Source organism: Bradyrhizobium sp. AUGA SZCCT0283, from assembly GCF_018130385.1.
Lineage (GTDB): Bacteria > Pseudomonadota > Alphaproteobacteria > Rhizobiales > Xanthobacteraceae > Bradyrhizobium.
Genome location: NZ_JAFCLU010000002.1, coordinates 397060 through 422692, shown reverse-complemented (window position 1 = coordinate 422692; position 25633 = coordinate 397060). Strand labels below are relative to the sequence as shown.

The 25633-nt window shown below is 63.6% G+C and carries 29 protein-coding genes; 8 read left to right on the top strand and 21 right to left on the bottom strand.

Annotated elements, in window-relative coordinates; genetic code table 11:
* Positions 1-89 precede the first annotated feature (89 nt).
* Positions 90-2036 (top strand): ATP-binding protein, encoded by a 1947-nt coding sequence (locus JQ624_RS05475; protein ID WP_212417812.1) that lies wholly within the window; start codon positions 90-92, stop codon positions 2034-2036.
* Positions 2033-2686, top strand: a complete 654-nt coding sequence (locus tag JQ624_RS05470) for a response regulator transcription factor (RefSeq protein WP_212417811.1) — start codon at positions 2033-2035, stop codon at positions 2684-2686. The genes JQ624_RS05475 and JQ624_RS05470 overlap by 4 nt, the downstream gene beginning before the upstream one ends.
* 117 nt (positions 2687-2803) lie before the next feature.
* On the opposite strand, the gene JQ624_RS05465 is transcribed toward JQ624_RS05470, so the two are convergent.
* The 7 genes from JQ624_RS05465 to JQ624_RS05435 all read right to left on the bottom strand — a co-directional run bounded on the left by JQ624_RS05465 (position 2804) and on the right by JQ624_RS05435 (position 6436).
* Positions 2804-3127 carry a DUF6719 family protein gene (locus tag JQ624_RS05465; RefSeq protein WP_212417857.1) on the bottom strand — a complete coding sequence of 108 codons (324 nt, stop codon included), beginning with the start codon at positions 3125-3127 and terminating at the stop codon, positions 2804-2806.
* On the bottom strand, positions 3127-3456 hold the full coding sequence (locus JQ624_RS05460; RefSeq protein WP_212417810.1) for a hypothetical protein: 330 nt from the start codon (positions 3454-3456) through the stop codon (positions 3127-3129). The genes JQ624_RS05465 and JQ624_RS05460 overlap by 1 nt, the downstream gene beginning before the upstream one ends.
* Positions 3457-3552: 96 nt before the next feature.
* Positions 3553-3798 carry a hypothetical protein gene (locus JQ624_RS05455; RefSeq protein WP_212417809.1) on the bottom strand — a complete coding sequence of 82 codons (246 nt, stop codon included), beginning with the start codon at positions 3796-3798 and terminating at the stop codon, positions 3553-3555.
* Between the two features lie 361 nt (positions 3799-4159).
* Positions 4160-4360: a hypothetical protein gene (locus tag JQ624_RS05450; RefSeq protein WP_212417808.1), complete on the bottom strand. Its 201-nt coding sequence runs from the start codon at positions 4358-4360 to the stop codon at positions 4160-4162.
* A 13-nt stretch (positions 4361-4373) separates the two neighbouring features.
* Complete coding sequence (locus JQ624_RS05445) at positions 4374-4571, bottom strand: hypothetical protein (protein WP_212417807.1); 198 nt, start codon at positions 4569-4571, stop codon at positions 4374-4376.
* Positions 4572-5910: 1339 nt separating this feature from the next.
* Positions 5911-6159 carry a GCG_CRPN prefix-to-repeats domain-containing protein gene (locus JQ624_RS05440; protein ID WP_212417806.1) on the bottom strand — a complete coding sequence of 83 codons (249 nt, stop codon included), beginning with the start codon at positions 6157-6159 and terminating at the stop codon, positions 5911-5913.
* 37 nt (positions 6160-6196) lie between these two features.
* Entirely contained in the window at positions 6197-6436 is a 240-nt protein-coding gene (locus tag JQ624_RS05435) for a hypothetical protein (RefSeq protein ID WP_212417805.1), read from the bottom strand.
* A 365-nt stretch (positions 6437-6801) separates the two neighbouring features.
* On the opposite strand from JQ624_RS05435, the gene JQ624_RS05430 reads away from it, so the two are divergent.
* Positions 6802-7764 carry an AraC family transcriptional regulator gene (locus tag JQ624_RS05430; protein ID WP_212417804.1) on the top strand — a complete coding sequence of 321 codons (963 nt, stop codon included), beginning with the start codon at positions 6802-6804 and terminating at the stop codon, positions 7762-7764.
* A gap of 89 nt (positions 7765-7853) precedes the next feature.
* Positions 7854-8390 (top strand): DUF4112 domain-containing protein, encoded by a 537-nt coding sequence (locus JQ624_RS05425; RefSeq protein ID WP_212417803.1) that lies wholly within the window; start codon positions 7854-7856, stop codon positions 8388-8390.
* A 153-nt stretch (positions 8391-8543) separates the two neighbouring features.
* On the opposite strand, the gene JQ624_RS05420 is transcribed toward JQ624_RS05425, so the two are convergent.
* The 5 genes from JQ624_RS05420 to msrA all read right to left on the bottom strand — a co-directional run bounded on the left by JQ624_RS05420 (position 8544) and on the right by msrA (position 11101).
* On the bottom strand, positions 8544-8828 hold the full coding sequence (locus JQ624_RS05420) for a hypothetical protein (RefSeq protein ID WP_212417802.1): 285 nt from the start codon (positions 8826-8828) through the stop codon (positions 8544-8546).
* 224 nt (positions 8829-9052) lie between these two features.
* The gene (locus JQ624_RS05415) at positions 9053-9217 is read right to left on the bottom strand and encodes a DUF3309 family protein (RefSeq protein ID WP_212417801.1); all 165 of its coding nucleotides are present in this window, start codon (positions 9215-9217) and stop codon (positions 9053-9055) included.
* A 135-nt stretch (positions 9218-9352) separates the two neighbouring features.
* Positions 9353-9727 (bottom strand): hypothetical protein, encoded by a 375-nt coding sequence (locus tag JQ624_RS05410; RefSeq protein WP_212417800.1) that lies wholly within the window; start codon positions 9725-9727, stop codon positions 9353-9355.
* Between the two features lie 234 nt (positions 9728-9961).
* Positions 9962-10372 (bottom strand): peptide-methionine (R)-S-oxide reductase MsrB, encoded by a 411-nt coding sequence (gene msrB / locus JQ624_RS05405; RefSeq protein ID WP_212417799.1) that lies wholly within the window; start codon positions 10370-10372, stop codon positions 9962-9964.
* 9 nt (positions 10373-10381) lie between these two features.
* Positions 10382-11101, bottom strand: coding sequence for a peptide-methionine (S)-S-oxide reductase MsrA (msrA, locus tag JQ624_RS05400; protein WP_212417798.1), 720 nt, complete (start codon positions 11099-11101; stop codon positions 10382-10384).
* 265 nt (positions 11102-11366) lie between these two features.
* On the opposite strand from msrA, the gene JQ624_RS05395 reads away from it, so the two are divergent.
* Entirely contained in the window at positions 11367-13082 is a 1716-nt protein-coding gene (locus tag JQ624_RS05395; RefSeq protein WP_212417797.1) for a caspase family protein, read from the top strand.
* Positions 13083-13091: 9 nt separating this feature from the next.
* On the opposite strand, the gene JQ624_RS05390 is transcribed toward JQ624_RS05395, so the two are convergent.
* Complete coding sequence (locus tag JQ624_RS05390; RefSeq protein ID WP_212417796.1) at positions 13092-14207, bottom strand: ATP-dependent RecD-like DNA helicase; 1116 nt, start codon at positions 14205-14207, stop codon at positions 13092-13094.
* Between the two features lie 187 nt (positions 14208-14394).
* Here JQ624_RS05390 and JQ624_RS05385 point away from each other — a divergent pair, with 187 nt between their 5' ends.
* Together JQ624_RS05385 and JQ624_RS05380 are read left to right on the top strand one after the other, a co-directional pair.
* Positions 14395-15603, top strand: coding sequence for an LLM class flavin-dependent oxidoreductase (locus tag JQ624_RS05385; RefSeq protein ID WP_212417795.1), 1209 nt, complete (start codon positions 14395-14397; stop codon positions 15601-15603).
* A 71-nt stretch (positions 15604-15674) separates the two neighbouring features.
* The gene (locus tag JQ624_RS05380; protein WP_212417794.1) at positions 15675-15854 is read left to right on the top strand and encodes a hypothetical protein; all 180 of its coding nucleotides are present in this window, start codon (positions 15675-15677) and stop codon (positions 15852-15854) included.
* 72 nt (positions 15855-15926) lie between these two features.
* Here the strand turns inward: JQ624_RS05380 and JQ624_RS05375 are convergent, their stop codons facing one another.
* The 8 genes from JQ624_RS05375 to JQ624_RS38420 form a co-directional block, all read right to left on the bottom strand.
* On the bottom strand, positions 15927-17306 hold the full coding sequence (locus tag JQ624_RS05375; protein WP_212417793.1) for a sigma-54-dependent Fis family transcriptional regulator: 1380 nt from the start codon (positions 17304-17306) through the stop codon (positions 15927-15929).
* Positions 17307-17361: 55 nt separating this feature from the next.
* Positions 17362-17712, bottom strand: coding sequence for a flagellar motor switch protein FliN (gene fliN / locus JQ624_RS05370; protein ID WP_212417792.1), 351 nt, complete (start codon positions 17710-17712; stop codon positions 17362-17364).
* Between the two features lie 19 nt (positions 17713-17731).
* Positions 17732-18358: a FliH/SctL family protein gene (locus JQ624_RS05365; protein WP_212417791.1), complete on the bottom strand. Its 627-nt coding sequence runs from the start codon at positions 18356-18358 to the stop codon at positions 17732-17734.
* Positions 18358-19440: a flagellar motor switch protein FliG gene (fliG, locus tag JQ624_RS05360; protein WP_212417790.1), complete on the bottom strand. Its 1083-nt coding sequence runs from the start codon at positions 19438-19440 to the stop codon at positions 18358-18360. The genes JQ624_RS05365 and fliG overlap by 1 nt, the downstream gene beginning before the upstream one ends.
* A gap of 6 nt (positions 19441-19446) precedes the next feature.
* Positions 19447-21072, bottom strand: a complete 1626-nt coding sequence (fliF, locus tag JQ624_RS05355) for a flagellar basal-body MS-ring/collar protein FliF (protein ID WP_212417789.1) — start codon at positions 21070-21072, stop codon at positions 19447-19449.
* 170 nt (positions 21073-21242) lie between these two features.
* Positions 21243-21518 carry a DUF1153 domain-containing protein gene (locus JQ624_RS05350; RefSeq protein WP_002714638.1) on the bottom strand — a complete coding sequence of 92 codons (276 nt, stop codon included), beginning with the start codon at positions 21516-21518 and terminating at the stop codon, positions 21243-21245.
* A gap of 203 nt (positions 21519-21721) precedes the next feature.
* The gene (locus tag JQ624_RS05345; RefSeq protein ID WP_212417788.1) at positions 21722-22417 is read right to left on the bottom strand and encodes a flagellar hook assembly protein FlgD; all 696 of its coding nucleotides are present in this window, start codon (positions 22415-22417) and stop codon (positions 21722-21724) included.
* Between the two features lie 11 nt (positions 22418-22428).
* Positions 22429-24027, bottom strand: coding sequence for a flagellar hook-length control protein FliK (locus JQ624_RS38420; RefSeq protein ID WP_312014380.1), 1599 nt, complete (start codon positions 24025-24027; stop codon positions 22429-22431).
* A gap of 393 nt (positions 24028-24420) precedes the next feature.
* On the opposite strand from JQ624_RS38420, the gene mnmA reads away from it, so the two are divergent.
* On the top strand, positions 24421-25620 hold the full coding sequence (mnmA, locus tag JQ624_RS05335; RefSeq protein ID WP_212417787.1) for a tRNA 2-thiouridine(34) synthase MnmA: 1200 nt from the start codon (positions 24421-24423) through the stop codon (positions 25618-25620).
* Positions 25621-25633 lie beyond the last annotated feature (13 nt).

Genomic DNA, 25633 nt, shown 5'->3' with positions numbered 1-25633 from the left:
CCGGTTCGGGCCGACCAAAGGAAGGCGTTTGGCTTTTCACAGCCCTCGTTCTCACGGCCGCCATCCCGGTCCTGCTTCTCGGGGGGTGGATGGCGTATATCACCGCCGATCAGGAACGAAGCTACGCCCGCGAGGCCGCCACCGAAGCGCTGACGCAAGTGGCGCACCGGATCGAAGGCGAAATTTCCCGTGAATTGCAGGTGGCTGAGACGCTTGCAAGCTCGGCCGCGCTCGACCGGGGGAATCTTCAGGATTTCTATCTCGAGGCAACCCGGATCGTGGCCGCCCGCCCGCTGTGGGAAACCGCCGCGCTGACGAAGCCGGATCAGGAGCAGGTCCTGAACGTGCTGCGGCCGCTCGGCGCCCCGCTCGGTCCGGTAACCGACGCCGAAAGCTTCAATGCCGTGCTGCGCACACAAAAGCCGGTGCTCGGCGGGCTCGGCCCGTATCAGGCCGCCATCGGCAAGCAGCTCGTGTCCCTGCGTGTCCCCGTTATCAGGGATGGCGAGCTCCGCTACGTCCTGACCGTCGGGCTGTTGCCCGATCAGATCGGCACGATTCTCGGCCAGGCGGGACTGCCCACCGGATGGGCTGGCACCGTCATCGACGCCAAGGAGAAAATGGTCGCGCGCACGCCTGACACAAGAATCGCCAAGGCGGGCGCGACGACACCTGCCGTACAGGAAGCCATGGCGCGCGGCGGCTCGAACTCGCCACGAACGCAGACGCGTGAGGGCATTGATGTTGAAACCGTCCACCGCGTGCTGGCCGGCACGGATGGGTGGTCGGTCCATGTCGGCGTGCCTGTGTCGGAATTGAATGCGCCAGTATCCCGCTCGTTGCGGCTGTTGTTCGGCGGCACGGCGGCGAGCGTGGGCCTCGCCATCGCCCTCGGTCTGGTGATCGCCCGGGAAATTGCGCAGCGGCGACGTTTGGAGGCGCTTCAGTCGGCTGCGGCACTGCTGGACAGTGAAAAGCGAGGGGCGCTCGCGATCGATGCGGCCGAACTCGGTACATGGCGCTGGGATCTGTCCGCAAACGAATTCAGCGGCTGTAGTCGCTTCTGCGCGCTTCTGGGCCTGGCAGGCGCGCGGTCGGGAGAAACCCGATGGTCAACGGACCGTATTTTCGCGCTGGTCGAGCCGCCGCACCGCGCTGCGCTGGCTGCGTTCGCTAACGACTGCCTCGAGAGCGGCAGATCGAGCAGTGTCGAGTTTCCGATTCAGTCCGACGATCGTGGGGAGTATTGGTTGCGCGCGGCGGGAAGGGCGGAGGGGCCGCCCAACCGGCGTCATGTGATTCACGGCGTATTGGCCGACATCGACATTCTCAAACGCGCGGAGACCGAACGGTCTCATCTGCTTCGACGTCTGGCTTCGGCCCAGGAGGAGGAGCAGCGCCGGATTTCGCGGGAACTGCACGACCAGATCGGGCAGACGGTGACGGGGCTGTCTCTCGGCCTGAAAGCGCTCGAGCAGGGATTGGCCAAAGGCCGCAATGGCGAGGCGGCGACCGAGCAAGTGCGATGGCTGGAACAGCTTGCCGCGCAGATCGGCCGTGACATTCATCGCACGGCTTCTGACCTGCGGCCGACGGCGATCGATGACCTCGGTATCTTCAAGGCGATGGAAGCCTATGTTGCGGAATGGCAGGAACGCTACGGCATTCGTGTCGATATCCAGACCTTCGGGCGCGACCATCCGCTGCCTCCCGATGTGGCCGCGGTGCTGTACCGGCTCGTTCAGGAGGGATTGACCAACGTTCTGAAGCACGCAAGGGCCAGCAAGGTCAGCATTGTGCTCGAGAAGAAACCGGAAGGGCTGGCGCTCGTTCTTGAGGACGACGGCATAGGTTTTGACCCGGAAAGCGTCGGCCGGAATGCTTCGGGCGCGGGGCAGGCTTCGGGATTGGGCCTATCCGGCATGAAGGAGCGCGTCGCCCTGCTCGGCGGCACGATAGCGGTGGAGTCGGCGCCGGGAAAAGGGAGCACGATCTTTGTCCAGATCCCGCTTGAAGTGCAGGAGACCGCCGCATGACGCCCATTCGCATTGCGCTCGTCGATGATCATCCGGTCGTGCTCGCCGGCATACGCGCGCTGCTGCAGGGCGTGCCCGAGGTCGAGCTCGTCGGCGAGGCGAATACGGGGGCGGCGGGCTTGAAGGCCATTTGCGAATGCATGCCCGATATTGCGGTCATAGATCTATCGCTGCCGGACATCAGCGGTATGGAACTCGCGCGTCGGGTGAGCCGGCGGTGCCCGGAGGTCAAGATCATTGCCCTGACCGTTCACGAGGATCGTGCCTATGTTCACCCGGTTCTTGAAGCGGGAGCGAGGGGATATCTTTTGAAGCGATCGGCCGCAGAAGAATTGCTCCGCGCTATCCGGGCGGTCAATCAGGGAGCGATCTACCTCGATCCCGCCATAGCCGAGAAGGCATCGATGAGCGCTCCCGAGTTCGCGTTGGCGGGCGATAGCGAGGGCGGGGAGCTCAGCCGGCGCGAAGAGGACGTGCTCAAGCTCGTCGCGCAGGGATTCAGCAACAAGCAAATCGCCGGAGAGCTGGAAGTGAGCGTCAAGAGTGTTGAGACCTACAAGGCGCGGGCATCCGAGAAGAAGGGGCTGCACAGCCGCGCCGATATCGTCCGCTACGGCATAACGCGAGGCTGGCTCGCGGCTCCCAACTGAGTGCGATCGGAACACGAGTTGCCGGCAGTGTAACGAGCAGCCGCTCCCGTGCATGTCCTCGGGCCGGCGCGCGAGGAGCTTTTTCAGGCGTACCAGTTGCCCGTTGGAGATGGTCGGCTACTTGACTGTGCCCGTACGCGGGACACCCTGCAGATCGCTCATTGGCACGCAGCTCTTCTTCCGGCGATGATTTCGTGGCGCGCCTTGCACCTTCAAGACCTTGCCGGCCGAACAGGAGCCGTCGTTGACGTAGATGGTGGAGTAAGGATCCATCATCAGGGGTTCGTAGGGATAGAGTTTTTGCGCGAAGGATGATTGCGCCAGGGACAGGGCGATCAGAAGCGTACCCAGGCCAACCATCCTGTGCCAGACATGCGGCGCCCGCGCAGTGCATGCGGGGGCTCCGGTGCACAGACCGAACATGATCGCGGGCATCGCCATCAGTCCTTCCGATGCCGGAAAGCCCCGGCAGTCGATGGAGCGCTGCGGGACTTGCCGTGGATGACATCGGTCACCGGAATGAGGTAGCGGGCGTAGACTTCCTGAAGTTTTCGAATCATCTCGACGTTTTCTGCTGACCTGTTCAAGCTAAAAACTCCATCTACGCAAACCAGCAATCCCTCGGCACAGAGTCCACCAAGCGCCTTTGCCGTTTCGGTATCGCTGGTGTAGATGCGGGCCGCAATCTGACGCAATCCCCATCGCTCCTCGGGGCTGGACCAGATGAGAAGCAGTGCTTCGATTTGTGCCACCGAAACGATGTGTTTCAATATGAAGTCCCTGATGTCGTCGGGGACGTATTGCGTTGCCATGCCGTGGGCTGATGTTATGTGATCGCGCAAAACCGGATGCCGGGGACGGCTGCATCAGTGATCCGTGTGATGCTCCGGATAAGTGCCAGAAGCGCCTTCGAGCTCTTGCGGGGTACCAGGCGCTTCCGTTTGTGACGCGGCTCGCCTGGCCTCCCTCTCATACTCGTCCACCAACGCCTGAAGCTTTGTCGCAAATTTCAGGTTGCCTGCGCCGTCCGCCAGCCGCCTGAAGAAAACCGCCCGCTCATGCAGTTGCTCGGTTCGGGATGGCTTGATCGATTTGCTCTTGGTTCGGCCCACCCTTCGTACTCCTCGTCCCCTCGATCGCCCTGTTCGTCGACCCGCCGGCATCCTAGAGTGCAATCTCGTGCCGGCGCGTCAGGAAAAACCTGTCAGCCGTCGAAGGGCGGACGTCCTGTCCCGCTTAAGGAGACGATTGGGTTGCCTCTTGCTGGGCGGTGTCGCCGCGTGAGTCGTTGCTGCAAACCAGGCAGATGGCCCTGGACGTTTGCCGGCCGTTGACGCCCAATCGTTCGTAACGATGCGGCGTTCGTTCCGAACACGGAGCACAGTACGCTAATGGCCGGCGATCGGCCGTGTTGCTGCTGAACATCCAAAGCCCCCCGATAAGGAAATACAGATTTCGCGATAGCTCCCGCAATTACTCCTCTTCGCCGTGAGAACTTGCCATCGCGAGCAGGAATGCAACGCCAAGCAGACCAGCCGCGATGAGGGCGTCGAGCCTTAATACCCCCGGGGCGACGTCCAGCCCGTAGTGGATAAAGAGCGCCGTCAAAAATGCGGTCACGCTGGCGCTTCCAATGTAGAAGATGACGGCAATGGCCTGATCGATGGTCCTCAATGGGTCCACTCTGCTACCTCTCCTTGCTGGCAAGCAACTCGATCGTGACAAGGCCAACGATGACGCCCGCGCCGATCAGGGCCTGCTCCCGAAGTGCGGAGCCGGGAATGCCGAGATTGTCGTGTGCGATGTGCGCCATCACGTACGCCACGAACGACGCGCTGCCCAAGGCAAGAAGAAACGTGATTGCGGAATGGACGAACTTCTTCACCTGGATTCACCTCGTGCTGCCGATACGCCCGAAGATGGTTCTGATGACTTGGATCGGCCTGCTGCGCGCATTCCATCCGCTGCGTGCATGCCGACGGCATATTAGAATGAAGCCCGCCTCACGGATGTCAGGAAAAGCCTGTCAGGGGTGAACTGGAGCATAGGATGGGTGGAGCGAAGCGATACCTATTCGGGTGCAGCAGCGCGCACCCTATCCCCGCGTTGAGATATGGATTGCTTCGCTTCGCTCGCAATGACGAAAGAGAAAAACGGCGGACCTTTCGATCCGCCGCCCGTGATGCAGTATCGTCTCGCGATGAAACCTTACGTCCCGTTGCCGCGGCAGCGGCCGAAGGGGCCGGGATACCAGCATCATCGAATGCGCGTATCGAGGGTGGGCACGCTTGCGCTTTGCCCACCCTTCGGCCTGCGAACTGATTTGCTTTGCGCGCAAGCACGATTTCTTGCAGCGGCCTGCGACCAATTGGCACGACGGGCAAATCACCAAAAACCTGTCCAGTCCCTTTTGCAAAAATATTCCGCTTAACTTCGAGAGCAAATCATCGGCATAACACCGCTTGTCTCACGGCGGATGAGGGGCGTTGGCCATCGTCACGAACGTGCGGTGAGATGCGATGGACGCGAGAGCTGCGACTGACGTGTGTGGCTTGAGCGTACGGCGAAGTCGTGTGGTCCTGACGCCGCGGTGCTGGCGTCAGGTTCTTGAGAAGCAAGCTTCTTGAGGACGACGGTGGCAAGAAAGCCGTTCACCGGGGAGAGCACGAAGTAAACCGTAAAGCCATTGCGCAGGGAAGGCCGGAGTGTTTCCGCTGGACCTGTATGCTCATGTGCGCTTTGCCAAGTGCGCTTTGCACATGAGACCGCGGGTGCAGCGTGCACCCGGTCTTCCCTGCGCCCTCTGAACAAGAGGGCAGAAAGTTTCAGGCAAACCTCGGGCGACACGCGCCGCGAGAACGCGCAAGCTCGTCCAGCCGTCATTGCGAGCGCAGCGAAGCAATCCACCTCTCCGCGTGCGGCGCCATGGATTGCTTTGCGGAGCCTGTCATCGGGCGCGCATTCGCGCGACCCGTTGGCTCACAATGACGCGGATAAAGCGGTGGGCCGTGCGTTCGCGCGGACGACGTTGGACCAGCCGGCTACGCAACAAAAACGGCGGACCTTTCGGCCCGCCGCTCATGCGCATGTGATTGCAATACGCTTTACGTGATTGAAAGCCCCGAGCCGCTCCAACCATGGTTGAGGCTTGAACTCTAGATTTTTTTCGCGGCCGGTCTATCCGGTAAATTCCGGGGTCGGGGCGGAAGGTTGCCGATCGCGCCTCACGTCCCGTTGGCGCGGCAGCGGCCGAAGGGGCCGGGATACCAGCCGCGCGGGCAGGCGTGCAGCCAGGGTTGGGCGTAGTTGCGGCGGCAGCCGCCATAGGGGCCGCGGTGCCAGCCACGGCCGCATCCGCCGGCGACTTCGATAACGTCGCTGCTGGTGGCGGGCGCGAGCGGCGCCATCGGCATCGCATGGGCGCTGCCGACGATCATGCCGAAAACGAAAGCGGTGGCGATCAGTCTGTTCATGAAATCTCTCCCGATCTGTTCAACAAGCTGCCTGCCGTCAGCCGCCGGCGAATGCCATGCCGGCGCGGACCTCGCTGATCGCCTGATCGATCAGCTTGATCGCGCGTTCGCGGTGGCCGCCCTTGTTCGGCGTCGCGGCTCCGAGTTCGGCGCGGGCCGATTGCAAGAGGCCGATGCTGGCGGTCATGTGCGGCTGCGCGCCGATGGCGTAGCCGATGCCCATACTGGCGGCGATCGTGGTCCCGAGCAGCGCCTTGCGGGTGAAGGATGTCGTCATCTCCTGGTCTCCTCTGAGGTTGTCCAACGCTGGCCATTCCGGTTGCGGAATGCGGCAGCCCCCGGCGGCCGCTGCCGCCGCACGGTTAAGCCCGGTCGCAGGCCGCGTCTTGGACTGGCAGGCGCCGGAAGATCGGGGATTTGGACTGTCCGGCGCTGTTTGCTTCGCAAGGCCGTATTGCCACAGCGTTTTCGAGCGAAGTGGACACCCGGTTCGCGTAAAGAAAACGCGTCAAAACAAAAGACCTACAGCCATTTTGATCCTGATTTAATCAGGAACAAAATGGTTGTAGGCTGCGGGGCCTTCAGCCGGCGTTCATCCGGCCGTGGCCAGACTGCACTGCCTGCCACCAGAACTTCCCGCCGATGCCCGTTCTCAAGAAAATGCTGTCGACCGACATGCTGCCGCAGGGCCTGAGTGAGCGGCAGCGCTTCATGTTTTTCGCCGAGCTGTTCGAGCATTTCTCCAACACCGGCGAGCTCGATCCGGCCGAGGACGTGCCGTTTCGCGCGGCGATGAATTCGATCCATGTCGGCACCACCATGCTCGGCCGCTGCGACGGCACCTTCACCACAGTGCGGCGCGAAAAGCGCCAGGTGCTGGCGACCAATGACGACCGCTATTGCCTGGCGCGCAACACCGGTGCCTGCGAATCCCGCGTCACCCATCGCGGCCGCGAATTCACCATGCGGCCGGGATCGATCGCGCTGCTCAAGCTCGACGAGCCGTTCTTCGCGGCCGACGGCATGAACGAAAAGCGCTTCACCAATGTGCATCTGCCGATGGCGACGCTGAAGGCGATGGTGTCTGATGTCGACGATCTGGTCGCCCGCGAGTTGGAGCCGGGTGGGGCGCTGTCGCTGGCGATGGATTACAGCGATCTGTTGCTGCGCCATCCGGGCGCCGTCGACGAGGCGGGCTTTGCCATTGCAAGCCATCTGATGGATCTGGCGGCGCTCGGCCTCGGCGCGCGCAGCGATGTCGCTGGCGCCGCGCGGCGCGGCGGCGTGCGCGCGGTGCGGCTGAAGGCCGTGCTGATGATCCTGGAAAAGCGCTTCACGGAGCCGGATTTCTCGGCGCAGAAACTTGCCGCCGCCGCCGGCCTGTCGGAGCGCTATGTCAACGAATTGCTCTATGAAGCCGGCGCCAGCTTCACCATGCGGCTATTGGAATTGCGGCTGCGCAAGGCGGCGGACTTGCTGGCGCATGCCGGCGAGCGGCGCATCAGCGATGTCGCCTTCGCATGCGGCTTCAACGATCTGTCCTATTTCAATCGCTGCTTCCGCCGCCGCTTCGGCCTGACACCGACGGCGGCGCGGGGGAGGTAGGCGTATTCCTCAAAGACCGCCGCTGGATCTGCGATCAAAACGAGCGATAATTTGACGCAACTTGCGCCTCGCATTCGCGTTACCATGTGATGACCATGTCAAACGACGATATCATTGTGCCCCCTCGTTCGCGCACCGAGCAGCCCTTCCGCGGGCGTGCGGCGGGGCGCGGCCCTGTCATCGACCAGGAGGGGCGCGAAATCCCCGATGCGAGCCTGCGCACGCAGTTCGAGGGCTTGCGGTTCGATTTCGGTCATTCCGCCGCCAATCCGTTCGGCGACCTGACGCGCGAGCAGCGGCTGGCGCGGCTCGATGCCATCGCCAAATTGCTCGACGTCGCCTTCATCGTGCCCGGCACCAATTTCCGCTACGGCATCGACGGGCTGATCGGGCTGATCCCCGTGGTCGGCGACATCATCACGACGGCGATTTCGCTGTGGGTAGTACAGGAGGCGCGCGCGCTCGGGGCGCCCTGGCACATCACGGCGCGGATGCTCGCCAATGTCGCGGTTGACGGCGTGGTCGGCCTGGTGCCGGTCGCGGGCGACGCCTTCGACGTCATGTTCCGCGCCAACGTCCGCAATGTGCGCATGCTCAAGCGCTGGCTCGACCGGCAGCCGCGCTAGAGCTTCGGCCTGATTACATCAGAATCGAAGCTCTGGATTCTTGTTTTGACGCGTTTTCTTCGCGCGAACCGGCACCCACTTCGCTCGAAAACGCTATAACAAAAACGCCCCCGGGATGAACTCCGGGAGCGCGCTGTTTGACAATATAGAGGCTCAGGCCGCGTCGGCCTTGTCTTCGGCGCTGGCGGGCGCACGCGGACGGCGCGGCAGCGGGAAGGCTTCGCTTTCATAGAGCGAGCGGATGCCGCTCTGGTCGAAGCGGGCTTCCTCGACCTGCAGATAGGCGCCGTTCAGCGAGTCCGCCGGCAATTCCTCGATCGCGAAGCGAACCGCCTCCGCCGCGGTGCCAAAACGCCGATAGGCGAAACCGGCCCGCTTCTTCTTGCGGATCGCGGCGGGAAACAGTTCGGCGGCGGTGTTGTAGCTGAAGGGACGCATGGACGGTGACCTCAATCTTTTTCGGCTCTTGCGTTTGAGCAATGGGGATTGGATGACGGTGGGGCCACAATCGCGGGCCGCGCCGTGCACGTCATTTCATGGCCCAATATAAGCTTCTTTGACAAAAATGCGACCCCTGAACGAGCGGATCGGGGGTGATGATGAATCCACGCATGGCTGCGGGGAACAAAAGTTTAATCAAGTTTTTTCAATGACTTAACGGCTCAAATCTTGCCGAGCAGCAGCAGGATCAGGAGCACGATTAAAATCACGCCAGCGAGGCCCATGCCGGAATGGCCGTAGCCGTAGCCATATCCCCGGAAACGGCCGGAGAAGCCGCCGAGGAGGAATATGATCAGAATAATGACGAGTATCGTTCCAAGCGACATGGCGCGCTCCCCGAAGACTCGCGGGCGTTCCCCAAAACGCTCCCGCAGCCCGGATCAGAGCATATTCCGGGCCACGAGTCCTTGGTCGATCCGCCGAAAAAGGGGGATACGCAGATTGGAATGATGACTACGTCGTCACTTCTTCGCCTCGTCGATCGACAGCACCTTCAAAGGCGTCGCATAGGGCTCGACGCGAAGGGAGTCCGTGGCGATCAGGCCGATCTTGTGCAGCGGCGCCTGTTCGAGATCGCCGCCGGCGGATTTGCGCACCGCGTATTGCCACGCGCTCATCGAGCCCTTGGCGACCAGCATCTTGGCGACGCCGCCGGCGTTCTGGCCTTCCATCTGGACAAGATCGCCCTCGCTGATCCCGATCACGATCTCGTCCTTGGCGGTGATGACCTTGAACAGGGAGACCTTGTCGGCGGCAAAGGCAGGCTGGATCACAAGGCTCTCCATGATGAGGGTGGCCGCGCTGAGACCGAGCAGCAGACGTTTGGAAATGTGCATTTCGAAATTTTCCTTAAGTTTGCGTACGGGGCAAACCGGCGGAAGAGTCCCACCAAACAGAAACCCCGCGCGACCAGCTCTTGGTCGCACGGAGTGAAGAACCGGTTCGAAACAAAGTTGATGATCTCCGCCGTCATTGCCGGGCTTGACCCGGCAATCCATCTTCCTTTGAAAGGATTCTCCGCGATGGATGCGCGGGTCAAGCCCGCGCATGACGCGTGGATCGCTGCCGAACTATTTCGGCTGCAGCTTCAAGGCCGCCGAATTGATGCAGTAGCGCAGGCCGGTCGGGCCGGGGCCGTCGGGGAAAACGTGGCCGAGATGGCCGTTGCATTTCGAGCACAATACTTCAGTGCGGATCATGCCGTGGCTGACATCGCGCTCTTCGTCGACATGGCCGTCCACGGCGGGCGCGGTGAAGCTCGGCCAGCCGCAGCCGGAGTCGAATTTGGCATCGGATTCGAACAGCGTCTGGCCGCAGCCGGCGCAGGTATAGGTGCCCTTGCGGTGCTCGTGCTCATATTCACCGGAGAACGGCCGCTCGGTCGCCTTCTCGCGCAGCACGGCGTACTGCATCGGCGTCAGCTCGCGGCGCCACTCGGCCTCGCTCTTGACGACCTTGCCGGATGTTTTGGTGTCGGACATTTGCTCTCCTTAGTTGGTGACCTTCGCCTTGCTCACCAGCGTCGGCTTCTCGATGTAGTTCTCCGCGAAGATCTTCTTCAAATTCTCGATCTTCGGGATGTCGTTGAAGGCAATATAGGGCTGGTTCGGGTGCAGCGTCAGGTAGTCCTGGTGGTAGTCTTCCGCCGGATAGAACGCCTGTAGCGGGCCGACCTTGGTCACGATCGGCTTCTTGTAGACCTTGGCGGCGTTGAGCTGGGCGATATAGGCCTCCGCCACCTTCTTCTGCTCGTCATTGGCGGTGAAGATCGCCGAGCGATATTGCGTGCCGGTGTCCGGACCCTGGCGGTTCAACTGCGTCGGGTCGTGCACGACGGAGAAGAAAATCTGCAGGATCTTGCCGTAGCTGATCTTCTTCGGATCGTACTTGATCTCGACCGCCTCGGCGTGTCCGGTCGTGCCGGTGCCGATCATGGTGTAGTTCGCGGTCATCTTGCTGCCGCCGGAATAGCCGGACAGCGCGTTGAGCACACCGGCGGTGTGCTGGTACACGCCCTGGACGCCCCAGAAACAGCCGCCGGCGATCACGGCGGTCTGAATGCCGTCGGCCGCCTGCACGTCGATAGCGGGCGGTGGAATGATGACGGCTTCCTCCGAGGCGCGCGAGGGGCTGATGGCGACCGCGGCGATGGCCAGCGCGCCGATGGCTGCAGCGCACAGCGACAGGCGGCTGAGATGGCGAGGGGACATGGTTTCCTCTTTCGGCAATGGTTGGGGGCAGTCTAGAGCGGGATCGGCGTTTCGCAATTGGCTCAACTCTCTCCGATGCCCAAGATACGGCGTGGCCAGCGGATTGTTACAGCCCGCGCCACACGAGTTCGTGAATAAAACTGCGCCCGCGCAAGGCCTTAAGGAGGGGCGACCGGTCGCGCTTGACCGGTGCGGGCCTGTCTTTCCACAATGAACCGCTGGTCGCGCGCCGCGACCAAAATCCATGCGCTGGAGCGTTCCGCCGATGTTGCGGGGATTGTTGTTAGGTGTTGTCACGCTCGCCGCCGCCGACCCCGCGCTGGCGGCGGGCGATATCGACACGTGCCGGAATTCCACGGCGGAACCCGCCGCACGCCTGGCGGCCTGCGAGAGCGTGATCGCCGACGAGAAGATCACCGGCACCTCCCGGGCGGCGGCCCTCTGGTATCGCGGCGACTCCCTGGTGAAGAAGCGCGATTACGATGGCGCGATCGCGGCGTTCACCGCCTCCCACGAGATCGCGCCGCAGAATATCAGCGTCATCAACGCGCGCGGCATTGCCTACAGCTACAAGGGTGACGACGAGCGTGCGCTCGCCGATTATGATCTGTGCCTGCAGTTGCGTCCGACTTACGGCAGTGCCTACAACAACCGTGGCCTGATCTTCATGCGCAGGGGAGAGCTGCAGCGAGCCCTCGACGAGTTCAACCTGGCGGTCAAATACATCTTCAATGATCAGAGCCGCTACCTGCACCATTACAACCGGGGCCGCCTGCAAGGATTGATGAAGCGGTACGACGCCTCGCTCGCCGACTTCGCCGAGGCGCAAAAGGTCAATCCCGACGGTCCGCAAGTTCCGGCCTACCGGTGCATTACCTACACCGGCATGGGCAGGTTCGACGACGCGATCGCTGACTGCAACGCGGCGCTGGCGAAGTCACCGAACAATGTTTACGGGCTGACCAGCCGCGGCAATGCCTATCTCGGCAAGGGCAATCTCGACGCCGCCCTCAACGATTACGACCAGGTGCTCAAGATCAATCCGAACTACGTTCGCGCCTATGTCGGCCGCGGGCAGCTTTTCGAGAAACGCCGCAACCTCGCCGCCGCACGTGCCGATTATCGCTCGGCGGCCAACGCCGTGCAGGCGCGGCGCGAGGACATCGACACCACGCTTGCTCGCGCCATCGCCAAGGAGCGGCTGGAAGCCTTGCTGGGCACGGTCGCGCCGACGCCTGCGGGCAAGGCTTCGCCGTCGACGCCACAAACGGCGGGGCCTCGCAAGGTCGCGCTGATCGTCGGCAACGGCGCCTACAGGAATGTCGCTCCGCTGGCCAATCCGCCGCGCGACGCCAAACTGATCGCGTCGACCTTTCGCGAGCTTGGCTTTGCCACGGTGACGCTGGTGCCCGATCTTACCCGGGATAAATTCTTCGCCACCCTGCACGAATTCGGCATGGAGGCCGAAAAGGCGGACTGGGCTGTCGTCTATTATGCCGGTCACGGCATGGAGATCGGCGGCGTGAACTATCTGATCCCGGTCGACGCCAGGCTGAAGGCCGACAGCGACGCGGAGACGCAGGCGGTCGCCCTTGAGCAGGTGATCGCATCCGTTGCCGGCGCGCGGAAACTGCGCTTGGTGATGCTCGACGCCTGCCGCGACAACCCTTTCGAAAAGACCATGCAGCGGACGATTGCGCTAAAGCTGGTCAACCGCGGTTTCTCCAACATCGAGCCGGAGGCCGGCTTCATGGTGGTCTACGCCGCCAAGCACGGCGAGACCGCGCTCGACGGCGATTCCCTCAACAGTCCGTTCGCCACGGTGCTCGCGCGCGTCATCAAGGAACCGAAGATCGAAGTGCGAAAGCTGTTCGATATCGTCCGTGATGACGTCTGGAAGGCCACCAATCGCACGCAGCAGCCGTTCACCTACGGCTCGCTGCCGGGGCGCGAGGATTTTTACTTCGTGGCGGGGAAGTAGACTCGACCGTCACACCACCACGCTCAGCCGCTTCGCCGCCCGCGTGATGCCGGTGTAGAGCCATCTCGCCCGGCTGTCCTGGAACGCAAAGCTCTCGTCGAACAGCACCACGTCGTCCCATTGCGAACCCTGCGACTTGTGCACGGTGAGCACGTAGCCGTAGTCGAACTCGTCATACGGCTTGCGCTGCTCCCACGGGATCGCCTCGATGCCGCCCTCGAAGCAATCATGGCGCACCGAGACCTTGGTCACCTTGTGGCCGAACTCCTCGTCGGGCGAGAGCCGCATGGTCAGGATTTTTGATTTCGCCCGCGGCTGGGCGCGTGACTTCACCCGCCACAGCCCGCCGTTGAACAGGCCCTTCTTGCGGTTGTTGCGCAGGCAGACCAGCTTGTCGCCGGCCACCGGAAAGGGATCCTCGATGTTCTGCTTCTGGCGAACGCGCGTGTTGTAGGCGCGGCGGGTGTTGTTGCGGCCGACCAGCACCTGGTCGGCGCTCATCACGCGATCCGGATCGAGCTCGCTGCGCGGCACCACTTCGCTCTCGCCATGGCGGCCGATTTCGAGTTCACGGCCCTCGCGGATATCCATCGACATCCGCACGATCGGATCGTCCTGCGCCTGGCGATGCACCTCGGTCAGCATCGCGTCGGGCTCGCAGTCCGTGAAGAAGCCGCCGCCCTGGATCGGCGGCAATTGCGCGGGGTCGCCGAGCACCAGCAGGGGACAGTCGAACGACATCAGGTCGCGGCCGAGTTCGGCATCGACCATTGAGCATTCGTCGATCACGATGAGTTTTGCCTTGGAAGCAGGCGCGTCGTCCCACAGCTCAAAACTCGGCTGCTCGACGCCGGATTCCTTGGCGCGATAGATCAGCGAGTGGATGGTGGAGGCGTTGTCGCAGCCCTTGTTGCGCATCACCAGCGCCGCCTTGCCGGTGAAGGCGGCATACTTCACCTCACCATCGACGCCGTCGGCGATGTGCCGCGCCAGCGTGGTCTTGCCGGTGCCGGCATAGCCGAACAGCCGGAACACCGGCGGCGTGCCGTTCCTCCCCGGCTTGGCCTTCAGCCAGTCGGCAACGGCCTTCAGCGCGGAATCCTGGTGCGGCGTGAACGTGGTCATGGGGTCCAGATGGAGAGCAGAGCGGGCGGTGAGGCCGCGACTCAACGGAAGCGTAAAGCTAACCATTCGCGCGTTCCATGCAAGGCTGCTTCCGCGCCACGGAATTGCTGTTTCGCGGTCGACGCTGGACTTGGGATGCATGGCGAATACACTGACCGAAAACAACAAGCGGTCCTTGGGAGGCGTCATGAAATTCGGCATCTTTTACGAGCTGCAACTGCCGCGCCCATGGGAAGAGGGCGACGAGCTCCGGCTCTACCAGAACGCGCTGACCCAGCTCGAGACCGCCGACCGGCTCGGCTATGACTACGCCTGGGTGGTGGAACATCATTTCCTCGAGGAATATTCCCACTCTCCCTCGCCGGAATCGTTCCTCGCCGCGGCCAGCCAGCGCACGAAGAAGATCCGGCTCGGACACGGCATCTTCCAGCTCACCACCAACCATCCCGCCCGGGTCGCCGAACGCGTCGCGGTGCTCGATCTCCTGAGCAATGGCCGCTGCGAATTCGGCATGGGCGAAAGCGCGTCGATTACCGAATTGACGCCGTTCGGCCGCGACATGGAGACCAAGCGCGCGGTGTTCGAAGAGGCGGTGCAGGCGATCTTTCCGATGTTCACGAAAGTGGGCACCGAGCATCACGGCAAGTATTTCCACATTTCCCTGCGCAACGTGGTGCCGAAACCGGTGCAGAAGCCGCATCCGCCGCTGTGGATGGCCTGCTCGCAACTGCCGACCATCGAGCGCGCCGGCGAGAACGGTTTTGGCGCGCTGGGCTTCCAGTTCGTCAGCGCGGATGCGGCGCATGCCTGGGTGCACGCCTATTACAACGCCATCACCAAGCGGCTGAAGAAGCTCGCCGATTACGAGATCAACCCGAACATGGCGCTGGTCTCGTTCTTCATGTGCGCCAAGACCGACGAGGAAGCCCGCGCCCGCGCCGACGGCGCCACCTTCTTCCAGTTCGCGCTGCGCTATTACGGCGCCGCGCAGAACCGGCAGCGCCCGGACCCCGGCACCGTCAACATGTGGGACGAGTACAACAAGTGGAAACGCGACAACCCGGAGGCGCAGGAGGCGGCGCTGCGCGGCGGGTTGATCGGCTCGCCGGAAACCATCCGCAGGAAGCTGCGGCGGTTCCGCTCTTCCCATATCGATCAGGTGATCCTGCTCAACCAGGCCGGCAGGAACACGCACGAGCATATCTGTGAATCGCTAGAACTGTTCGCCAAGGAAGTGATGCCGGAATTCCAGAACGATCCCGAACATGACGCGTGGAAGAAGGGCGTCATGAGCGGTGCGATCCAGCTCGAAGAGATCGATACCGAAGCTTTCAAGGACCGTTACGGCAAGCTGGCGATCAACGTCGCGCCGGCGCAGAAGGTGGCGGCGGGATAGCGGCTTCGGCGGATAAACCGACCGGCACGAACGGGCTGGCCTTTTACGGGCGGTCATTCTAAAAATCCGCGATGAAGCGGATCGCAGTATGGGCATTTTACGGCGTCGGCGCGCTCGCGATCGCCTATCTCGCGCTGTATGCCTATGCGTTTTTCACCGGGCGCGACCTGCAGCCCGGCGATCCCATTCATATCTTTCGCAAACCGGATGCGCCGAGTTATTCCGGTATCTCAGCATCATTGCGAGCGTAGCGATGCAATCCATGGCGCCGCTTGGGACAAGGTGGATTGCCTCGCTACGCTCGCAATGACGGCAGCAGGGTTCTACCCCGCCGCCACGAAACGCTGATGCTCACCGGCGCCAGCCGGGGTGATCGGGATGCCGCCGTCGGCATATTCGTTCAGCTTGTTGCGCAGCGTGCGGATCGAGATGCCGAGGATGTTGGCGGCATGGGTCCGGTTGCCGAGGCAGTGTTTCAGCGTCTCCAGGATCAGGTCGCGCTCCACGTCGGCGACCGTGCGGCCGACGAGCGCACGCGTCACCTGTTCGGCGGCAAAGGTGGCGTGAGCCACGGCCGGCGGCGTCTTGGCGAGGTCGAGGCGGTCACCGTCCGGCGTCAGGATCGCGTCGGCGCCGATCTCGTCGCCCTGCGCCATCAGCACCGAACGATGGATGGTGTTTTCCAGTTCGCGGACGTTGCCCTGCCAGCGGTTCGATGTCAGCACGCGCCTTGCGTCGGCCGAGATCGGACGCAGCGGCACGCCGTTGGCCTCGGCATATTTCTTGGCGAAATGCTGCGCCAGTTCGAGGATGTCGGCCGGGCGGTCGCGCAGCGGCGGGATCTTCAGGTTGACGACGTTGAGGCGGAACAGCAGGTCCTCGCGGAAAGTGCCTTCGCGCACGGCGTCAGAGAGGTTGCGGTTCGAGGTCGCAATGATGCGGATATCGACCGGTACCGGCTTGGTGCCGCCGACGCGGTCGATCACGCGCTCCTGGATCGCGCGCAGCAGTTTGGATTGCAGGCGGACATCCATCTCCGAGATTTCGTCGAGCAGCAGCGTGCCGCCGGTCGCTTCCTCGAATTTCCCGATCCGCCGCGCGACCGCGCCGGTGAAGGCGCCCTTCTCGTGGCCGAACAATTCGGACTCCAGCAGATGCTCGGGAATCGCCGCGCAATTGATCGAGATGAACGGCCGCTTGGCGCGGTTCGAGCGGCTGTGGACATAGCGGGCCAGCACTTCCTTGCCGGTGCCGGATTCGCCGGTGATCATCACGGAGGCGTCGGAGCCCGCGATCTGCTGCGCCAGCTTGACGACCTTGCCCATGGCTTCGTCGCGATAGATCAGGTCACGTGAATCATTGGCGACGGCGGCGAGCACCGCGGCGATCAGTTCGGGATCGGGCGGCAGCGGGATGTATTCCTTGGCGCCGGCGTGGATCGCGGCCACGGCCGCGCGGGCGTCGTTGGAGATGCCGCAGGCCACGATCGGAACGTGGATGTGCTCGGCTTCGAGCCGCATCACCAGGTCGCGGATGTCTAGGGCGACGTCGACCAGCAGCAGGTCGGCGCCCTTGCCGCCGCGCAGCACGGCCATCGCCTGTTCGGTCGCCTCGGCGTGGGTCACCGAGGCGCCGTTGTCCATCGCGATCTTGGTGGCGGTCGTGAGCTGGCCCTTCAATGTGCCAACGATGAGAAGCCGCATTTTTTATCTCCTGTCCGTCTGTTCGCGCCGTTCACGGCGCGTGTCCTCAAAATTGTCAGCCGCGTTCCGCCTTGATGATTTCCGTCATGGTCACGCCGAGCTTGTCTTCCACCAGCACGACCTCGCCACGCGCCACCAGGCGGTTGTTGACGTAGATGTCGATGGCTTCGCCGACGCGGCGGTCCAGTTCGAGCACGGTGCCGGGTCCGAGCTTCAATAGTTCGCCGACGTCCATCTTGGAGCGGCCGAGCACGGCCGAGACCTGCACCGGGACGTCGAACACGGCCTCGAGGTCGGCCGCGATGCGCGAGGCCTGTTCGTCCTCGTTGTAGGCCAGATCGTCGATCGGCGGGGCGTCCGCGGCGTTGAGATCGGGTAGCGGTACCTGTGCGTCGGTGTCACTCATGGTTCGGTCCTCATGGCCTTTACGTTCCGGCCTGATCGCGGGACGCCAGATAGCGCCCGACGAGTTCGCTGATCTTCGCTTCGATGGCCACGCGTTCCAGCACCACGCCGCCGTCGGCCCATTCGATCCGGCAGTCGCCGGTGGCGATGCCGGGCTCGGCCAGGATCACCAGCCGGCCCTCGAAGCCGCTCTGGGCTGCCCGCCGTTCGATCTTCTCGCGGGCGGCCTCGTAGAGCTGGTCGTTGATGCGGACGACGAGATGCGGGGTGGCGATCAGGTGGGAGAAGCAGTCGCTGACCAGCGCCATGATCTCACCGAGCGGTTCGCGGACGATCAGTTCGCTGCACAGCTTGCGCGCCACCGCGACCGCGACTTCGACCGCCTCGGTTTCCATCCTGGCCTCGATGCCGGAGAAGCGCGTGGCGATGCCGCGGATGGTGATGCCGATCTCTTCCAGCGCCAGCGCCGAGCGGCGGTCGCTCTCGACCTTTGCCTCGTGCTGGGCCGCCTCGTAGCCGGCCCGGTAGGCACGTGCCTCGGCCTCCGCGATCTTCTGCGCGATCTCGGTGGCCGTCGCCGCACGTTCGCGCGCCTTGTCCGGCGCCGCGAAGTCGGTGTCGAACAGGAATTTTGCGGGCGCGGCCATCAGTACACCAGCTCGTCGTCAGCGCGGTTCTTGGTCAGCGTGATTTCGCCCCGGGCGGCCATGTCCTTGGCAAGGTTGACGAGCAGCGCCTGCGCCTCATCGACGTCGCGCAGCCGCACCGGTCCCATCGCGGCCATGTCGTCCATCAGCATCTTGCCGGCGCGCGAGGACATGTTGCCGAGGAAGAAGGCGCGCACCTCCTCATTGGCGCTCTTCAGCGCGATGCCGAGCTTGTCCTTGTCGACATTGCGCATCAGCGTCTGGGCCGAGGCGGAATCGAGCTTGATGAGGTCGTCGAAGGTGAACATCAGCGCCTTGATGCGCTCGGCGGATTCGCGGTTTTCCTCCTCCAGCGAGGTGATGAAGCGGGTTTCGGTCTGGCGGTCGAAATTGTTGAAGATTTCGGCCATCACCTCGTGGGCGTCGCGGCGGCGGGTCTGCGACAGATTGGACATGAATTCGGTGCGCAGCGTCTGCTCGACGCGCTCGATGACTTCCTTCTGCACCGCTTCCATCTTCAGCATGCGGCCGACCACGTCCAGCGCAAGATCCTCGGGCAGGATCGCCAGCACGCGCGCGGCGTGTTCCGGCTTCAGCTTCGACAGCACCACCGCAATGGTCTGCGGGTATTCGTTCTTGAGATAGTTGGCGAGCACCTCTTCCTGCACGTTGGAGAGCTTCTCCCACATGTTGCGGCCGGCGGGGCCGCGAATTTCGTCCATGATGCCGGTGACGCGCTCGGACGGCAGATATTGCTGCAACAGCCGTTCGGTGGCGTCGAAGGTGCCCATCAGTGCGCCGGATGCCGACATCCGCGAAACGAATTCGAGCAGCAGGTCTTCCACGATGTCGGCCTCGACGGTGCCGAGCGTCGACATATGGATCGACAGTTCGCGTACCTCGTCGTCATCGAGCAGTCCCCACACCTTGCCGCCATATTGCTCGCCCAGCGCCAGCATCAGGATGGCGGCGCGCTTTGGGCCGCTCAGCGGCTTGCCCTTGGGCCGGTTCGCCTGACGGCTCGCGAGCGCCGAGATGACGGTGGTGATGTCGTTGGCATTTGTGGTTTGCGGTACGGCCATGTCAGGTCACTCGGCGGGTTCGCTGAGCCATTGGCGAACAATGGAAGCGGTCTCGTTCGGATTTCGTTCGGCCAGTTCGCCGACCCGGTGCACGGCTTGCGCGTGGACCTGGCCCTGGACCTGGGCGACGTCGATCAACTGGGCGGTGCCGCTGGTGCCGCCGAGCAAGGCCTGATTGGGCCCGAGTTCTCCGTTTGGCCCGTTGCCCTCGATCAAGACAGGCGCCGGTTGGGTCAAAGCGGGGATGACTTCGGCAGCCAGGATGCGCTTGACCAGCGGGCGGATCACCATGAACAGCACCACGAGGCCGAGCAGCATCATGACGCCGAGCTCGATGACGTACATGACGTCATCCTTGGTGAACTGCAGCATGCCGAGCAGCCCGCCCGGCTCCACGACCGGGGGGACGGACGGCGCTTCGGCAAAGCGGAGATTGACGACCTCGACCTGGTCGCCGCGCTTCTGGTCGAAGCCGATCGCCGAGCGGACCAGGGTGGCGATGCGGTCGAGCTGTTCCTTGCTGCGGTCCTGATAGACCATTTCGCCTTTTTCGTTCTTGGTATAGGCGCCATCGACCAGCACCGCGACCGAGATCCGGTTGACCCGTCCGGCCTCGGTGACCTCGGTCTTGGTGGTGCGGGAAATCTCGTAATTGTTGGTCTCTTCGCTCTTCTTGCTCTGGTCGCGGGCCGCAGGCCCGGTGGTGTTGGTCTGGTTGCCGGGCAGTTCGTTGTTGACCGTCACCTGTCCGTTGTTCTCGGCGGTCAGCGACGATTCCTCGCGGGTCTGGCTGGAGCGCAGCACGCGGCCCTCGGGATCGAACTTGTCCGAGGTCTGGGTGACCTTGTTGTAGTCGAAGTCGGCGGTGAGCTGGACGCGGGCGCGGCCCTGGCCGACCACCGAGGAGACGATCGCCTCGACCTCGTTGCGTATGCGCTTCTCGTAGGCCGTGCGGCGCTCGTCGCCGACGGCGATCTCGGCATCCTTGCCGGCGCCGTCGGCCAGCAGCCGGCCGGCTTCGTCGACGATCGACACCCGCTGCGGCTTCAATCCGCTCACGGCGGAGGCGACGACGTGGCGGATGGCGCGGATCTGCTGGGGTTCGAGGCTGCCGCGCACCCGCAGCACGATCGAGGCCGACGGCTCCGGCGCCTCGCGCGCGAACAGGGGCCGCTCCGGCAGCACCAGATGCACTCGGGCCGCCTGGATGCGGTCGATGGCGCGGATGGTGCGGGCGAGTTCGCCCTCCAGTGCGCGCAAATGATTGATGTTCTGGACGAAGCTCGTGGTGCCGAGGGCGTCCGATTTGTCGAAAATCTCGTAACCGACGCCGCCGCCCTTGGGCAAATTGCTTTCGGCGAGCTTCATCCGCAACCGCGTGACCTTGTCCTTCGGCACCATGATGACGGCGCCTTCGTTGCGCAGCTCGAAGGGAATCGCCTGGCGTTCCAGATCCTTGATGATGCCGGAGGAATCTTCGGCGGAGAGGTCGGTGAACAGGGTGGTCATCTGCGGCGTCGTGACGCGCATGATAACAAAGGCGAAGAAGCCGAGCAGCGCGGTCGTCACCGCGACCATGGCCATCAACCGCGACGCGCCCAGGCCTCTCAGGAAAGCAACGAGACTTTGCACCAACCGCCCCCAGGGATTCGGTCCCAGGGACCGACTGGGCAATTATTGCCTAGGGGATGGTTTCCATATGGTTAACAACGGTTAAAGCCGCCGCGAATAGTTCCGGCATGAAAAAAACCGGCTTCGCAAAACGAAGCCGGTTTTCATCAAATCTTTCGGTTCGGGAGAGTTTACTGCCGATATTGCTGGATCCGGGTGGTCCGGAGGCCTGCCAGACCATGCTGATCGATGGAAAACTGCCAGGACAGGAATTCGTCGACCGTCAGGGTATAACGGCTGCAGGCTTCCTCGAGGGAGAGCAGGCCGCCACGGACCGCTGCGACGACCTCGGCCTTGCGGCGGATCACCCACCGTTTGGTGCCTGGCGCGGGCAGGTCGGCAATTGTTAACGGGCTGCCGTCAGGCCCGATGACGTATTTTACCCTCGGGCGATGGGGTTCTGTCATGGCGTACTCACAAACTCTCAACCACTGAACTCACCATGACAACCTACGCCCGTCGGCTTAAAATTTGCCTAAGCCCACGGCTTCAATACGAATCTCCTTGAAAATGACGGAAAATACGTCGGCCCCGGGTTCCCTGTGACGCTTTTGCGTACAATCAGGGATTGCCGGGCCGGAAATGGCGGATCAAACGATGCGAGTGGCGGCTAGCTGGAGGCGCTCGAACGGACCACGCGCTTGATCTTGTCGGTGGTGTAGCTCTGGCCGCCGATCGACAGCAGCGGCGGGGAGGCGCTGAGATCGACTGAATCGACGACGCCCTGGACCTCGGTGGAGATCGCCACGCTGTTGCCGGAACTGTCCTTGCCGGTGGCGGTCATGGTGTAAGTGCCCGCCGGCCATTGGACGCCATCATTGCCCTTGCCATCCCAGACGAAACTGGAATTGCCCTGCGTGAGGGAAAAATCGCCGGTATAGGCGGTCTGTCCGGTCGAGCTGGTGATCGTGATCGTCGCGGTCGCATCTTTTTCGGACTGAAAATTCCAGGTCGCCGATTTGTCGAACGCCGCCTTGCTGCCGTCGACGGCGACGGTATTGCCGACATAGACCAGCGCCTGCGTCGCCTGCGCGCTCTTTTCGATCTCCACCAGCGCCTTCAACTGTTCGTTCGACTTGAGCTGCTGCTCGATGCCGGCAAACTGCACGAGCTGCTGGGTGAACTGGTTGGTGTCGAGCGGATCGAGCGGGTTCTGGTTCTGGAGCTGCGTGGTCAGCAGCGTCAGGAAGGTCTGGAAGTTATCCGCGATCCCCGTCGTTGCCGTCGACCCAGTCTTGTTGCTGGTGGCGGTGCCGGTCGCGGGCGCCGAGACGACCGTTGTCGGCGTGGTTGCATCAACTGCCATGGCGATCTCCCTTAAACCCTGATGTCGACGCCGCCGCTCGCACCGAGCATGCGGCCATAGTTGCGGCCGGCGACGATGGCCGGCACGCTGTCTTCCTCGCTGACGACGAGGCGATGCGCGTTGGGATTGGACTGGTTGCCGTCGTTCTGGCCCTGCGAGGACTGGTCGCGCAGGCTGAACTGCAGGCCGCCATTGCCGGTCGAGAGTCCGGCGTTGTCGAGTGCGCGCTGCAACTGGTTGGCGTCCTGGCGCAGCATCGACAGCGTTTCCGGCCGCTCGACCGTCAGGTGCGACGTCATCTGGCCGTGGCGATCGATATCGATGCGGACGTCGATGCGGCCGAGTTCGGCGGGATCGAGCCGGATTTCGAAGCGGGTCTTGCCGCTCTTGGCAGACGCGGCGATTTCCATCGCAAGCCCGCTCACCGGTACTGGCGCGCTTGCGGCGGCGGTGGCGGTAAGCTGGGTCGCGGCAGCCGGCGTCGTGGCGGAAGCGGCCGGTTGCTGCGCCTGGATTGCGCCGGCGGCCTGCAGGCCGTTGCCGGAGGAATTGACCGGCGACTGGCCGATATCGGGGGCGGCAAGATGCGCGTTGCCTTGGGCGTTGGCGGCTGGCGGCGCGATGGAATTGCCTGACGCGTCGGCGTTCACGGCGTTGGCGATGCCATTCTCGGACTTCGGCTTGCCTGCGGCTTCGGTCGGCGGCGTGACGGCGGGCACAATGGTGTCCGCGGCAGGTGCTGCGGGGGCGGCGGTATCGGTGGTGCCGGCCTGCTCAACTGCCGTCGTGGCGCCTTTCCTGCCGAGATCGGGACTCTTGAGCTGAACGGCGGCTTTGGTGGCGGCGGGCGTCGCCGCGACCACCGCTGCGGCCTGAGCGATGCCGGTTGTGATGGACGGGTCGGCGGATGTGGCCTGGGCGCTGACGGCCTGGCCGATGCCGCCCTGCGCGCCGCCGTCGGCCTGCGCGGCGTCAGCGGTGGCAGCAGCTGGCGCCGCCTCGGCGGCGAGCGAGGCGGAGGCTGCGATCGCTGCCGCAGCGATGGCAAGCGGCGCAGTCGCCTTGTCGGTTGCTTGTGTCGCGGAAGCCGGCGCCGCCGGCGCTGCGGCGGCAGGGATGGCAACGGCAATGGCGTCGACCGTCACCACGGTCGTTCCATCCTGCGCGGTCCCGGTCTGATCGGTTGCCGGGGAAGCGTCGCCGGAAGATGCCTGTGTCGTCTCGTCGGACTTCGCGCCATCCGACTTTGCCGCGTCGGACTTCGACTTGGCGCGGCGGGTCGGCGCGGCCTTGCTGTCGGTATCGGTATCGGCGTTGGCGTCGACTTTGCCCTCGTCGCGTGTCTTGTCGTCGCGTGCTTTGTCGCTGCGTGCCTTGGCCGCGGCGTTGCGATCATTCGAATTGCGCGCGGCCTTGTCCGATGCGGCAGCATTGTCGCGCGAGCGGTTGTCAGACGCGGCCTGCGCCTCGTCGGAGCGGCGCAAGGCGGGCGCGTTGTCCTGGATGCGATTGTCATTGTTGCTGGCGGCCGTATTGCTGTCGACCAACGCCGCGAAGCTGTCGTTTCCGGCGGACGGCTCGGAATCCGGCCGGACGGACCTCGCCGCCACGTTCTGAAAAGATGTGTTTGCCGATACTTCTGACGTGACACTAACCACGGGCGACCCTCGCGCTGAGCTCTCGGCTACAGTTCAGCAAGGACCGGGCCATCCACCGCGGCAGATAATATATAATTATTTCAATAACTTACAGGAAATGACAACCAGATTGCGGGGCATGATCGCAACCCCCTTTTCTGCCCGGCGGCAAGATTTGCCGTCCTGGAGCCGCTCCAAAATGGGGATCGGCTGATTGCCTCGCGGGAATACGGCCTATATTAAAGAGCGGCGTTCAATCCGGCCCGGTGTGGCCGAATGATGCCCTAAGGCCTTATAATAAAAGGCGTTTTAACCCTGGCCGCGAGCCGCGTAGCGCGCTTGCGATTGAAGTCGATGACCTCTGGCATGCGAAACAGTCTGGATCTCGAAGGCCGTCCGCAGGACACGCGGATCGTGGTCGCCATGTCCGGCGGCGTCGATTCCTCGGTGACGGCTGCCTTGCTGAAATCCGAGGGCTACGACGTGGTCGGGATCACGCTGCAGCTTTACGACCATGGCGCGGCCACCCATCGCAAGGGCGCCTGCTGCGCCGGCCGCGATATTCACGATGCCCGCAACGTCGCCGAGCGGATCGGCATTCCACATTACGTGCTCGACTATGAAAGCCGTTTCCGCGAATCCGTGATCGACAATTTTGCCGACAGCTACGCGCTCGGCGAAACGCCGGTGCCCTGCATCGAATGCAATCGCTCGATCAAGTTTCGCGACCTGCTGGCGACCGCGCGCGAACTCGGCGCGAGTGCGCTCGCGACCGGACACTATGTCGCCTCGCGCCGCCTCGCCGACGGATCGCGCGCGCTGGTATGCGCTGCGGACGCCGATCGCGACCAGAGCTATTTCCTGTTCGCGACCACGCGCGAGCAGCTCGATTATCTGCGCTTTCCCCTCGGCGATATGACCAAGCCGCAGGCGCGCGAACTGGCGCGGCGCTTCGGCCTCGAAGTCGCGGACAAGCAGGACAGCCAGGACATCTGCTTCGTGCCGACCGGGCGCTACACCGACATCATCGGCCGCCTCAAGCCCGGCGCGATCGAGCCCGGCGACATCGTCGATCTCGAAGGCCGCGTCATCGGCCGGCATCACGGCATCGTTCATTTCACCGTCGGTCAGCGCAAGGGGCTCGGCATCGCCTCCGGCGCGCCGCTCTATGTCGTCAAGCTCGACGCGGCCAGCCGCCGCGTGGTGGTGGGACCGCGCGAGGCGTTGCGGATGGATCGGATCCGCCTTCGTGACGTCAACTGGATCGGCGACGGGCTGCTGGATCGCGTCATCGGCGATGGCATCGAGATGTTCGTGCGCGTGCGCTCGACGCGCGCGCCGCAGCCGGCATGGCTGCGCGCGGTCGATGGTGGTTATGAGGTCGAACTCGTCGCCGGCGAAGAGGGCGTGTCGCCCGGGCAGGCTTGCGTGTTCTACGACGCGCCGGCGGGACAGGCGCGGGTGCTCGGCGGCGGATTCATCAAGAGCGCGACCGCAACGATTGCGGCGGCGAGGGCAGGGGCACAGCAAACGACCGCGCCGCTCGCCGAGGTGATGCGCAGTTAAGAAAAAATCGGGG